The following is an 11695-nucleotide window of genomic DNA, read 5'->3' on the forward strand; positions in this document are numbered from 1 at the left end:
AGGGAAGTAATTCCCTCCCGTTTTCTATAGTGTCGAACATGATGCTTGTTGATCAATCACTAAAAGGTGACCACTTATGCAAAGGCTTAGTTCGAGCCTTCGTCGCCGCAGTGCCGAAGAAACATTAAAAATTATCGTCAACAACATAGCCCCGCGCTTGGGCATTACCCGAGTGACCGACACAACCTGGCTGGACCGTATTGGCATTCCGGTGTTTGCCAGTATACGACCGGATGCTTTGAAGGGTTCGCTGTGCGTAAACGCTGGCAAAGGCCTCAGATCAGCAGAAGCCAAAATAGGCGCGTACATGGAAGCCATCGAGTTCAGCCTTGCGCAATACAACACTGCACAACTGAAACTGTTAAAAACCACGCCGAGACAACTCATTGAAAGCCACGAAGGACGAATAGCATTCAATCAGTTCTGCATGTTGTATGGCTTCTCTGCCGACGCCGATTCGCTCATCATGGCTGTCGAAGTTGACGATGTATTGCGCAAGCAAAAGGTGCTTGCACCCGCCGAACTGGTATTCATTCCCTACTCTGAAAACCCCGGGCAACGACTCTTCGGGGAAAGCTCCAGTGGCCTGGCTTCAGGAAATGACTTGGTGGAAGCCTCGGTACACGCTGTTTGCGAACTCATGGAGCGCGATGTTCAAGCCTTCAATCACCTGCATGACCGCTCCTGCATCGTCAATCTGGACCGCTACAGCGTAGAAACCGACGCCCTGATCAATAAAATCAATGACGCGGGATTAAGCTTGTCGGTTCGTTACACCGAGAACTGTTTTGGCATGGCCTACTTTCAGGCTTTTATCATGGAAGAGTCTTCCCAGGCGCCCATCTCTGTGGCCACCGGCTCAGGGTTGCATCCAATCAAGGAAATCGCCTTGATCCGGGCCATCTGCGAGGCGGCCCAGAGCCGTTTAAGCCACATCCATGGAGGCCGGGACGACATCATCGAGCGCGTCAAATACTTCGAGAAGAAGGGCCGTTCGGTCGAGCTTCAGGCCATCTCACGCTTGCGTACCGTGGCCACCTCCCGGAAACAGATGATCGATTACTCCTCCATCGACTGCCAAGAAGCCGCGATACCCACGATCGAATCGGCCTGGGAGTTGCTCGTTGAGCGGTTGCAGAATATCGGGCTCAGTACTGTGCTAAGGGTTTTGCTAAGTAAAACGACGGACGACATCACTGTGGTCAGAATCATTATTCCGGGGCTTGAAGCCTTTGAACCCGGTTTGAAAAGGGTCGGTCCGAGGTTACTTACGTATGTCAAACAAAGCGCTTGAAGTATGCACACTGTTTGCGGGCCCCTCCCTGCAAGGAATAGACAATCAATTACTGTGCGGTGGCGACCTGGTGTTACGCCCGCCTGTCAAACGCGGCGATATCGAACGCCTAGTGGCGCAATCACCCCCTTCGAACCTCGCCATTGTCGATGGCGTGTTTCATGCACACCCTGCCGTCGGCCATGCCGAGATACTCGACGCCCTGGGCGCGGGTTGGCGCATTTGGGGATTGTCGTCCATGGGAGCCATTCGTGCCTGTGAAATGGATACGCTGGGAATGACAGGCTTTGGTGAAGTGTATCGACAATTCGCCAGTGATCCTGACATGTCCGACGACGAAGTGACCCTGATACATCAAGCACAAGAGCCTTTTCTTTCACTCAGTGAACCACTTATTCATATCAGGCAATTTTTAAGACAGTGGACGACTGAACAGATCATTACGCCAGCACAAGAACAACACCTACTTCACTACCTAAAAAATATGTGGTACGGACATCGAACACTAAATTGTTTGAAAGAAGCCTTGCTGGCACTCCCTGTCGCGGAGCAACAAATAGATAGCGCCTTGGCCAACTTTTCTGCCTACAGAATAAAGAGCCTGGACTTGATCGATTTTCTCAAACTGCAACCATGGACGCGGACGGTAAAACAGAATGTCGCCATCAGAGATACTGTGTGAAATAAATGGTTTGCCCTTTGTGCACCCCATGTTCAATAGCATCAAACTTTTAACGCTCGTCGCCGTTGTACGTAAAAATATCGAGGGAGGCGAGTTACCTTTAACTTCCTATTTGCAACCAGACTTTGCCACCACCCTATATAGTCGGCACGTCGAAGGTGCGCCCGCGTTTCCGCCCCATCAAGCGCTCGGTAACGCCGAGCAGATCATGGTGGCTGAAGCGAAGAGCAACCTCAAAGCCTTGCTGCCGGAATGGGCCAATTTATTGGACTTGCCGGTTAAAATACATAAGTTGCTGACTCAACAAGTCAGCCTGACCAATCCCGTGCTGCCGCAACAAATGTTTCTGGGCGAAGCCGCGTTTACCAGCATGACAGATCTTGAAGAGTTGCTGGTGCATGAACTGTCCCATATCTGGTCCAGTTTGATCGCTGAGATTTACGACTTCCAGCTCAAAGACAGTTCGAACAACTACATACTGCCATCAGGAACCGGCGGCAAGAACCCTAGGGGTGTCTTGCTGGCTTGCCTGTTTGCGGTCAGCGCCGTGAACTACCACCAGCGGTTGTTGGCCAGCGGTTCCGTGCGAGCTCGACCCGAACGGCTCGAATACTTGCACCAGTACTTCCTCAAAAGTCTGGCCACTCTCCAAACGTCGGCCGAACTGTCCGAAATCGGAAAACTGATCACCTCCAGGCTGGATGCGTTTTCCAGCGACCTGACAACTGACACCGTTCAAGGATGACCCATGGCCGTCGTACACTTTCCCCGGCAGTTCATGTCCTACACCGATCAACATAAAACATACGCCACTGAGGGCTTGTGTGTTAGCGATGTACTGAACAATCTGACCGCTCGGTTTCCCGACCTAATTGGCCCGGTCTTCTCTGAGGACCTGTACCCGCTGCCGTTCGTGGGGTTGTTCATCGACGGCGTGCCCGTGACCAGTGAGCAACACCGCCGTTGTCCCCTGGACAATAACGCGCAATTGATTCTGATCAACGCAGTGGCAGGTGGCTGACATGCAATGCAATCTGAAGACGGATACATCCCGTTATGCCCGCCAAATCATCCTCAGCGAGGTCGGCGTTCAGGGGCAGCAGCGCCTCAAAGACAGCAAGGTGCTGGTGGTCGGCGCCGGGGGGCTGGGTTGCCCGGTACTCCTGTACTTGGCAGGTGCTGGCATCGGGACAATCGGTATTGTTGATAACGACATCGTCGACGTGAGCAATCTGCACCGACAAATTCTCTATGCGATTGCCGATGTAGGCGACCTGAAAGTATTGGCAGCCAAGCGCCGCATCAACCAATTGAACCCCGACATCGTCGTCCACACCGTTGCCACGACGCTGAACCCGGACAACGTCCTGTCGCTGCTGGCGGAATACGACATCATCGTCGACGCCACTGATAACTTCGGCGCCAAATACCTTATCAGTGACGCCTGTATCGAGTGTGAAAAGCCGATGGTCTATGCCTCGATCAGTCAGTTCGAGGGGCAGGTGTCGGTGTTTAACTATTACAACCGGCACACCCAACAACGGGGGCCATGCTTCCGGGATCTGTTCGAAACACCGCCGCCACCGCACTTGACACAAAACTGCTCGGAAGCGGGCGTTCTTGGCGTCATACCTGGCTTGCTCGGTTGCTTTCAAGCCAATGAAGTACTCAAGCTTATCCTCCGTGCCGGGGAGCCCTTGAGCGGGCAATTGTTGTCTATCGACTGCCTGGACAACACTTTCCACCTATTGAACATCAACAAAAAAACACGGGACCGGCCCCCTGCGAAAACGCTTGGCGCTACGACCACGCTTGCGTGGCGCGACAGCGACTGGCTGTCACCCGACACACTGCATGACTGGATAGCGACACAAGCGCCATTTCAATTGGTCGATGTGCGCGACGTCAGCGAGCACCAGCAAGGTTCCCTGGGCGGCAGACTGATTCCGCTTAAAGACATCATCAAGCGCCAGGAAGAACTCGATACCACTCACCGTATCGTTTTCTATTGCAGATCAGGCGTCAGGAGCAAGGCGGCCCTGCTGGCAGTTCGCAGCGTCAGCCAGCAAGCGGAACTCTATAGCCTTGAGGGTGGCATCGAGCGATATCTGGCGATTTACCCTGATGAACGATACCCCGTCCTATTTGAACGCCCCTGATTGCGCAGTCACCTATCTGGATCAAAGGTACGTCAATGAGTGCAAATTTTTCAGGCATTACGTGGGGCTTTCCCGGAATCGACCGGCGTCTACTGAAAGTGCAATTCAGCTTTTTGCTGATGGTTCTGGGGGGACGATGCAATCAACTGGCGGTGGCTTGGTGGGCCTTGCAGGAAACAGGCTCTGCGCTGTATTTCGCCAACATGATTGCCTGTTCCATCGCAGCGGAGGTGTTAGCTAAACCCCTGCTGGGATGGCTGGGGGACAAGTACAACAAACTCCTGATCATCAAGCTGGCCTCATGGATCAGCCTGCTGACAGCGCTGTTGATGGTGATGCTGTCCGCCACGGGGTCGTTCAACCCCTGGACGGTGGGCGCGCTAATGATGATCAGCAGTGCGATCGTCGGCGTGCGCGATCCTCTCCAGGCGTCGATCATTCCTTTGTTTGCAGACGACGATAAAGTCTCCCTGGCCTTTCGGACCAAAAGCGTGATGTCGTCCTTTTCCATTCTGCTGGGGCCGGTATTGGCCAGCGGGTTGATTTACGGGTTCGGTATCTCGTTCGCCTTTGCCGTCGATTTTTTTGCGATTCTCATCGCCGGGGCGTTGATCGCGACCATCCCGAGCCACATCGGTTCCACTGACCAAGGCGAAAAAGCCCCGGGCGCCAGCGGCTTCAGCATGATCTATTCCGGCTTCAAAGTGGTTTACGGAGTGAAAGTCGAATTTTACCTGGCCATCATTGCAATGCTGATCAACTTTGCCTTGTTTCCGTTCTTCACCATCCTGATCCCACTGTACGTAAAAGAGGTCATCCAGTACCCAGTCACTTACATCGGTCTTCTGGATTCGTGCTTCGGGCTGGGCATTCTGGCGGGCAGTTACAAGATCATCGGCTGGCTATCCGACCGGGTCCCCCGTGACATGTGTGTGTCCGCAGGTTTTGCATTACTGGGGTGCAACTTAGTGGTGGTCGGCACCGTTTCATCGTCGTTCATCGTGCCCGCGGCCTTTTTCTGCGGCGGTGTCGGCCTGATGTTGATCAACATCCCCACCTCCGCTGTGAGGTTACTGGCGACGCCCAAGCTCCATCGCAACCGCATATTTGCCACGGTTTCATTTCTGTCTGCGGCGGCCAGCCCCTTGGGCAGTTTCGCAATGAACACCTTGATTGCCTATCTGGGGGTCGCACTGACAATCACGCTGCTGGGCGTCATGGTGCTGTTGTTGTCTCTGCTGGTCTTTCTGGTACCGGATTTCAAAACTTTCATGCGTTCCCAAGATACGCAGCTCAATGATGCCTACCTGGACAAATACCCTGAAGCATTTGCGCACTGACGTGCCTCGCCGTACCCCCGCCTCTTACAAACGGAGTTGTCTTTCACCATGCCGGACTTCAAGGATCGACCTGAATCTGCTCGACATGAACAGATCTTCTGCGGCCAATATTATGACGACATGGGCTGTACCGGTTTCCTGGGGGATCCGTCCAAGGATCGAATCTCGGTTCTGATGCTGGGGCTTTCGGACGGTGTGGCGCTGGCGCCGATCGCAGCCAGCACCAGAGTGGCCAGTCTATTGGCTGTTGATCTGGACGAGACCGCACTCGTGCGCAGCCTCGACAACCGGAACCGACTTGCGACGCATATCCACTTTGAAAGCGTGGTCGCCGATGCCGCCCACTTCCTGGTCGTCACCCCCGACCGGTACGACGTCATTATTGTCGACCTCTACACCCAGAGCGCTTATGCCCCGATCGTGTTTGATCACGGATTCCACCAACTATTGAAGAGCCGCCTTAATCCCCTCGGTCACGTGGTGTTCAACGGTTTTGGCGTTCCCATGAACCTGGACCCGTTCAACGGCCCTACGCCCCAAGCTTGGCTCGCCCACTGCCTGAACGACAGCTGGGGCGACATTCATCACCTGCCCCATCGACGCAATGCGACGTTCATTATCGGCCCACCGTCATCAAACATACTGGGCACCGCACCTGCCGTTGAGTTTCTATGCGCCAGTGACCGGCTCTTTATGGACATCATGAGCCTTCGCCTGCGCTACCTGACACCCACGGTTATCCGTCACGCGCCGCTTGTGCCCCCGGCGCTGGACTTCGTCGGGATTGATCTGGAGGTGCAAAAACGCTGGATGGACTCGTTACCGGCGTTGTCTGCGCTGCTTCCGGCCTCGCTGAAGCTGAGCAAGCCCAACGATCTTCGCGTGTTACTGGATGACTCGGACGCTTGCCAGGCGCTGCAAGAACAATTATTGAAGGACAAGTCTTCGTTGCGTACCACGCTGGCGTTGCTTATCGCAGGCGAAGTCAACTTCTCGGACCGCGATGTGTCGTGGCTGCCAGACTGGGTCGTGTCGACCTTGGAGAACAGTGTAGAAATCCACCCACGAGATTGGCTGGAAGGTTTACTCCCTTATGCCTATGGCGCCATTACCCACAGAACTCGAGGAGATTCAGCCAAAGTGGAAAGTTTCCGACGGGCGCTAGAGCGATTATCGCCAAGTGTTTCCCTCACGCCCTCGCGAAAATGAAACCTATATCAGGATAGTTCGCCTATCAGATTTCAACATATTGAGCCGCTTATTCCGAACTAAGCGCTCATGAAGCTTCCAGAATCGCGGATTTTTTAGCGGATTCAAGACTACCTTCAAAGCCTCTGTTTTCCTTGACCTTGGTGTTTTTTGCGAATTTTTTCAGGGGTTTTTCTGACAGCGTTTTGAGCATCGTATGGCAGTGCTTTGGTAAAACAACGACGCAGGAGCACTCATCGTGCTCCTGCGTCATTTGAATTACTCCACCGTCACCGATTTCGCCAAGTTACGTGGCTGATCAACGTCAGTACCTTTCAACACAGCCACGTAGTACGACAACAACTGCAACGGAATGGTGTAGAGGATCGGCGACAGGATGTCGTGGATGTGCGGCATCTGGACGACATGAGTGCCTTCGCCATTGGTCATGCCGGCCTGCTCGTCGGCAAAGACGATCAGCTCACCACCACGAGCACGGACTTCCTGGAGGTTGGACTTCAACTTCTCCAGCAACTCGTTGTTCGGCGCCACGGTGACCACCGGCATGTCGTTATCCACAAGCGCCAATGGGCCGTGTTTGAGCTCTCCCGCCGGATAGGCTTCGGCGTGGATGTAGGAGATTTCCTTGAGCTTGAGAGCTCCTTCCATCGCCACCGGGAATTGCGCGCCGCGACCGAGGAACAGCGTGTGGTTCTTCTCGGCAAACAGCTCGGCGATTTTCTCCACGGTGCTGTCCATGGCCAAGGCTTCGCCCAAACGGGTTGGCAAGCGACGCAGTTCTTCGACCAGCGTGGCTTCGACGCCTTCGGCCAACGTACCGCGAACCTGACCCAGAGACAGGGTCAGCAATAGCAGGCCAACCAGTTGAGTGGTGAAGGCTTTGGTCGAGGCCACGCCGATTTCACGACCGGCCTGGGTCAGCAGCGTCAGGTCCGATTCACGCACCAGCGAGCTGATGCCGACGTTGCAGATTGCCAGGCTGGCGAGGAAACCCAACTCCTTGGCATTACGCAGCGCGGCCAGGGTGTCGGCGGTTTCACCTGACTGGGAAATGCTCACGAACAGGGTGTCCGGCTGCACCACTACTTTGCGGTAGCGGAATTCGCTGGCAACTTCGACCTGGCACGGAATGCCGGCCAGTTCTTCGAGCCAGTAACGGGCAACCATGCCGGCGTGATAGCTGGTGCCACAGGCGACGATCTGTACATTGCGCACTTTGGCGAACAGCTCGGCAGCTCCTGGGCCGAATGCCTCGACCAGCACCTGGTTATGGCTCAGGCGACCTTCGAGAGTGCGCTGCACTACGACCGGTTGTTCGTGAATTTCCTTGAGCATGTAATGGCGGAATTCGCCCTTGTCAGCCGCTTCGGCACCGTCGCGGTACTGAACGCTTTCACGCTCGACGAGCGCGCCATTGATGTCCCAGATCTGCACGCTGTCGCGGCGAATTTCGGCGATATCGCCTTCTTCCAGGTACATGAAACGGTCGGTGACCTGACGTAGCGCCAACTGGTCGGAGGCCAGGAAGTTCTCACCCATACCCAGACCGATCACCAATGGGCTGCCACTGCGTGCCGCCACCAGGCGATCCGGTTGAAGGGCGCTGATCACCGCCAGGCCGTAAGCACCGTGCAGCTCTTGCACGGTCGCTTTCAGGGCCAGCGTCAGGTCGGGTTGAAGCTTGAGTTTTTCGTTCAGCAAATGCGCGATGACTTCAGTGTCTGTGTCCGACGTGAATACGTGGCCCAAAGCCGTGAGTTGCTCGCGCAGGGCTTCATGGTTCTCGATGATGCCGTTGTGCACCACCGCCAGATCGCCTGAAAAATGCGGGTGAGCGTTGCGTTCGCAGGGCGCGCCGTGGGTCGCCCAGCGGGTGTGGGCAATGCCCAGGCGGCCGACCAGAGGCTCTTCGATCAGCGCCTGTTCCAGCTCGCTGACCTTGCCCGGACGACGCGTGCGCAAGAGTTTTTCATCGTTGGTGTACACCGCCACACCGGCGCTGTCATAGCCTCGGTATTCCAGACGCTTGAGGCCTTCGAGCAGGATGGCGGTAATGTTACGTTCTGCGACTGCACCGACAATTCCACACATGCTAGTTCTCCTGACTGACGGCGGCGCAGATCAAATTGATGCCGCGGGCCTGAATCTGATCGCGTGCCGCAAGTGGCAGACGATCATCGGTAATGAGGGTATGGACGCTGCTCCACGGCAGCTCCAGATTGGGAATTTTGCGGCCGATCTTGTCGGCCTCGACCATCACGATCACTTCGCGGGCAACCTCGGCCATGACACGGCTCAAGCCCAGCAATTCGTTGAAAGTGGTGGTCCCGCGCACCAGATCGATGCCATCGGCACCGATAAATAGCTGATCAAAGTCATATGAGCGTAGTACTTGCTCGGCCACCTGCCCCTGGAAGGACTCGGAATGCGGGTCCCAGGTCCCCCCGGTCATCAACAGCACCGGCTCGTGCTCGAGTTCGCTCAAAGCGTTGGCGACATGCAGGGAATTGGTCATCACCACCAGACCCGGTTGCTGGCCGAGTTCCGGGATCATCGCGGCGGTGGTGCTGCCGCTGTCGATGATGATTCGCGCATGCTCGCGTATCCGCGTGACGGCGGCGCGGGCAATGGCCTGCTTGTATTTGGAAACCGGTTGGCCGAGGTCGGCGACCAGCTCCTGAGGCATGGTGACCGCCCCGCCATAGCGACGCAGCAACAAACCATTGCTTTCAAGCGCCGCCAAATCCTTGCGAATCGTAACTTCCGAGGTTTCGAAGCGCTTGGCCAGTTCGTCCACACTGACTTCCCCCTGCTCATTGAGCAAGGCGAGGATGTTGTGGCGGCGTTGGGGCGTGTTGCGCTTTGACATGGGCTTGGTAAGTTTCGATTCGAAAGATAACGTAAGCAATCAAAACCTATAAGCGAAACTTCGTCAAGCGAGACATGATAAAAATGATCTGTGGATAAAAAGCTTCGCGGGCAAGCCTCGCTCCCACGGACGGTGATATTCCGTAGGAGCGAGGCATGCCCGCGAAAGCGATCTCATGAGCGTCACATCATGCGCTGTGGATAACTCAGCTCTTCTTGACCTTCTCCGGCCGTTTCCAGCCATCGATGTTCTTCTGCCGAGCCCGACCTACGGCCAACTGAGCCTTATCCACATTCTGGGTAATGGTCGAACCGGCCGCCGTCGTCGCCCCCGCTGAGATATCCACAGGCGCCACCAACGAGTTGTTGGAACCGATGAACACATCTTCACCCAACACGGTTTTCCACTTGTTGGCGCCGTCATAGTTACAGGTGATGGTGCCCGCGCCGATGTTGGTGCGCGCACCGATCTCGGCGTCGCCCAGATACGTCAGGTGACCGGCTTTGGCGCCCTCGCCCAGGTGGGCATTCTTCAGCTCAACGAAGTTACCCACATGCGCGCGAGCTTCCAGCACCGTGCCCGGACGCAAACGAGCGAACGGACCGGCATCGCTGCCTTCACCGAGCATCGCGCCTTCGATATGGCTGTTGGCCTTGATCACCACGCCTTTGCGCAGGGTGCTGTCCTTGATCACGCAGTTCGGGCCGATCACCACGTCGTCCTCGATGACCACTTTGCCTTCAAGGATCACGTTGATATCGATCAGCACATCGCGGCCGACGATGACCTCACCACGCACATCGAAACGTGCGGGGTCGCGCAGGGTTACGCCTTGAGCCATCAAACGACGAGCGGCGCGCAGCTGGTAGTGACGCTCAAGCTCGGCCAGTTGCTTGCGATCGTTGGCGCCTTGCACTTCCATAGGGTCATGGGGTTGCTCGGTAGCCACCACCAGACCATCGCTGACCGCCATTTCGATGACATCGGTCAGGTAGTACTCACCCTGTACATTGTTGTTCGACAGACGGCTCGTCCAGTCGGCCAAGCGATCGGCAGGCACAGCAAGGATGCCGGTATTGCCTTCGTTGATGGCACGTTGAGCCTCGTTGGCGTCCTTGTGTTCAACAATGGCTGCAACTTTACCGTCAGTGTCGCGCACGATGCGGCCATAACCAGTCGCATCGTCCAGTTCAACGGTCAGCAGGCCCATCTGCCCTGGCACGACATGCTTGAGCAAGCGTTGCAGGGTTTCGACTTCGATCAACGGCACGTCGCCGTACAGAATCAGCACCGTGTCGGACTCGATGAAAGGCACAGCCTGGGCCACTGCATGACCGGTACCCAGCTGTTGGTCCTGCAGGACGAAATTCAGGTCATCGGCGGCCAGACGCTCGCGCACCACTTCGGCACCATGGCCGATCACCACATGGATGCGCTGGGGATCAAGTTGCCGGGCGCTTTGGATAACATGGCCAAGCATCGAATTACCGGCAACAGGATGCAGGACTTTTGGCAAGGCCGAACGCATGCGAGTGCCTTGGCCGGCAGCGAGGATAACGATTTCAAGAGACATGACTGGCTACCAATCCTGGGTGGTCAGCAACTGCGACCAGGTGATGAAAATCGGAAAAGAAAAAAGGGTAGCCGAGGCTACCCTTTTTAATCAATCGCACAACAAGTCTATGGCCGATTAATGGCCGAACTTCTTGCGGATCTGCTGGACGGTGCGCAGCTGAGCTGCAGCCTCGGCCAGACGTGCGGCAGCAGAACCGTAGTCGAATTCCGCGCCCCGCTCATGCAAGGCCTTCTCGGCAGCCTTAACGGCTTCCTGAGCGGAGGCTTCGTCCAGGTCGGCAGCACGTTGCACAGTGTCGGCAAGCACCTTGACCATGTTCGGCTGAACCTCGAGGAAACCGCCGGAGATGTAATACACCTCCTCTTCCCCGCCCTGCTTGACCAGGCGGATCGGGCCCGGCTTGAGATTAGTGATCAACGGCGCGTGACCCAGGGCGATACCAAGATCACCCAGTGCACCGTGCGCAATCACCATCTCGACCAGACCGGAAAAGATTTCTCCTTCCGCGCTGACGATATCGCAATGGACTGTCATAGCCATCTGATTGCCTCAACCTAAATTAGCGC

12 protein-coding genes are annotated in these 11695 nt (G+C 55.9%); 7 read left to right on the plus strand and 5 right to left on the minus strand.

The genetic code is table 11. The features are described 5' to 3' along the window. The first annotated feature begins 76 nt into the window (after nt 1-76). From IC37_RS09160 to IC37_RS09190, 7 genes are read left to right on the plus strand one after another with little or no spacing between them, the layout of a single operon-like run. The gene (locus IC37_RS09160; RefSeq protein WP_030132541.1) at nt 77-1294 is read left to right on the plus strand and encodes a YcaO-like family protein; all 1218 of its coding nucleotides are present in this window, start codon (nt 77-79) and stop codon (nt 1292-1294) included. Next, nucleotides 1275-1976 (plus strand): TfuA-like protein, encoded by a 702-nt coding sequence (locus tag IC37_RS09165; RefSeq protein ID WP_081729433.1) that lies wholly within the window; start codon nt 1275-1277, stop codon nt 1974-1976. The genes IC37_RS09160 and IC37_RS09165 overlap by 20 nt, the downstream gene beginning before the upstream one ends. A 28-nt stretch (nt 1977-2004) precedes the next feature. Continuing rightward, on the plus strand, nt 2005-2721 hold the full coding sequence (locus IC37_RS09170) for a hypothetical protein (protein WP_143519166.1): 717 nt from the start codon (nt 2005-2007) through the stop codon (nt 2719-2721). 3 nt (nt 2722-2724) lie between these two features. Continuing rightward, nucleotides 2725-2997: a MoaD/ThiS family protein gene (locus IC37_RS09175; protein ID WP_030132544.1), complete on the plus strand. Its 273-nt coding sequence runs from the start codon at nt 2725-2727 to the stop codon at nt 2995-2997. Between the two features lies 1 nt (nt 2998). Next, nucleotides 2999-4135 carry a HesA/MoeB/ThiF family protein gene (gene moeB / locus IC37_RS09180; protein WP_033865089.1) on the plus strand — a complete coding sequence of 379 codons (1137 nt, stop codon included), beginning with the start codon at nt 2999-3001 and terminating at the stop codon, nt 4133-4135. A 35-nt stretch (nt 4136-4170) separates the two neighbouring features. Continuing rightward, nucleotides 4171-5475, plus strand: a complete 1305-nt coding sequence (locus IC37_RS09185) for an MFS transporter (protein ID WP_030132546.1) — start codon at nt 4171-4173, stop codon at nt 5473-5475. Between the two features lie 48 nt (nt 5476-5523). After that, on the plus strand, nt 5524-6684 hold the full coding sequence (locus IC37_RS09190; RefSeq protein ID WP_030132547.1) for a spermidine synthase: 1161 nt from the start codon (nt 5524-5526) through the stop codon (nt 6682-6684). Nucleotides 6685-6751: 67 nt separating this feature from the next. Here IC37_RS09190 and IC37_RS09195 read toward each other — a convergent pair whose 3' ends face one another. The 5 genes from IC37_RS09195 to IC37_RS09215 all read right to left on the minus strand — a co-directional run bounded on the left by IC37_RS09195 (nt 6752) and on the right by IC37_RS09215 (nt 11669). Next, nucleotides 6752-6937, minus strand: a complete 186-nt coding sequence (locus IC37_RS09195) for a hypothetical protein (protein WP_030132548.1) — start codon at nt 6935-6937, stop codon at nt 6752-6754. Nucleotides 6938-6942: 5 nt separating this feature from the next. Next, on the minus strand, nt 6943-8775 hold the full coding sequence (gene glmS / locus IC37_RS09200) for a glutamine--fructose-6-phosphate transaminase (isomerizing) (RefSeq protein WP_030132549.1): 1833 nt from the start codon (nt 8773-8775) through the stop codon (nt 6943-6945). Between the two features lies 1 nt (nt 8776). After that, nucleotides 8777-9553, minus strand: coding sequence for a DeoR/GlpR family DNA-binding transcription regulator (locus IC37_RS09205; RefSeq protein ID WP_030132550.1), 777 nt, complete (start codon nt 9551-9553; stop codon nt 8777-8779). A gap of 205 nt (nt 9554-9758) precedes the next feature. Then, the gene (gene glmU, locus IC37_RS09210) at nt 9759-11126 is read right to left on the minus strand and encodes a bifunctional UDP-N-acetylglucosamine diphosphorylase/glucosamine-1-phosphate N-acetyltransferase GlmU (RefSeq protein WP_030132551.1); all 1368 of its coding nucleotides are present in this window, start codon (nt 11124-11126) and stop codon (nt 9759-9761) included. A gap of 117 nt (nt 11127-11243) precedes the next feature. Then, complete coding sequence (locus tag IC37_RS09215) at nt 11244-11669, minus strand: F0F1 ATP synthase subunit epsilon (protein WP_007969909.1); 426 nt, start codon at nt 11667-11669, stop codon at nt 11244-11246. Nucleotides 11670-11695 lie beyond the last annotated feature (26 nt).

The organism is Pseudomonas sp. QTF5 (assembly GCF_000512695.2).
Lineage (GTDB): Bacteria > Pseudomonadota > Gammaproteobacteria > Pseudomonadales > Pseudomonadaceae > Aquipseudomonas.

Bases quoted from the DNA above. Each gene is read 5' to 3' on its own strand.
- moeB (WP_033865089.1), top strand. From the start codon at position 2,999: ATGCAATGCAATCTGAAGACGGATACATCCCGTTATGCCCGCCAAATC.
- IC37_RS09195 (WP_030132548.1), bottom strand. From the start codon at position 6,937: ATGACGCAGGAGCACGATGAGTGCTCCTGCGTCGTTGTTTTACCAAAG.
- IC37_RS09185 (WP_030132546.1), top strand. From the start codon at position 4,171: ATGAGTGCAAATTTTTCAGGCATTACGTGGGGCTTTCCCGGAATCGAC.
- IC37_RS09215 (WP_007969909.1), bottom strand. From the start codon at position 11,669: ATGGCTATGACAGTCCATTGCGATATCGTCAGCGCGGAAGGAGAAATC.
- IC37_RS09175 (WP_030132544.1), top strand. From the start codon at position 2,725: ATGGCCGTCGTACACTTTCCCCGGCAGTTCATGTCCTACACCGATCAA.
- IC37_RS09205 (WP_030132550.1), bottom strand. From the start codon at position 9,553: ATGTCAAAGCGCAACACGCCCCAACGCCGCCACAACATCCTCGCCTTG.
- glmU (WP_030132551.1), bottom strand. From the start codon at position 11,126: ATGTCTCTTGAAATCGTTATCCTCGCTGCCGGCCAAGGCACTCGCATG.
- IC37_RS09160 (WP_030132541.1), top strand. From the start codon at position 77: ATGCAAAGGCTTAGTTCGAGCCTTCGTCGCCGCAGTGCCGAAGAAACA.
- IC37_RS09190 (WP_030132547.1), top strand. From the start codon at position 5,524: ATGCCGGACTTCAAGGATCGACCTGAATCTGCTCGACATGAACAGATC.
- glmS (WP_030132549.1), bottom strand. From the start codon at position 8,775: ATGTGTGGAATTGTCGGTGCAGTCGCAGAACGTAACATTACCGCCATC.
- IC37_RS09165 (WP_081729433.1), top strand. From the start codon at position 1,275: ATGTCAAACAAAGCGCTTGAAGTATGCACACTGTTTGCGGGCCCCTCC.
- IC37_RS09170 (WP_143519166.1), top strand. From the start codon at position 2,005: ATGTTCAATAGCATCAAACTTTTAACGCTCGTCGCCGTTGTACGTAAA.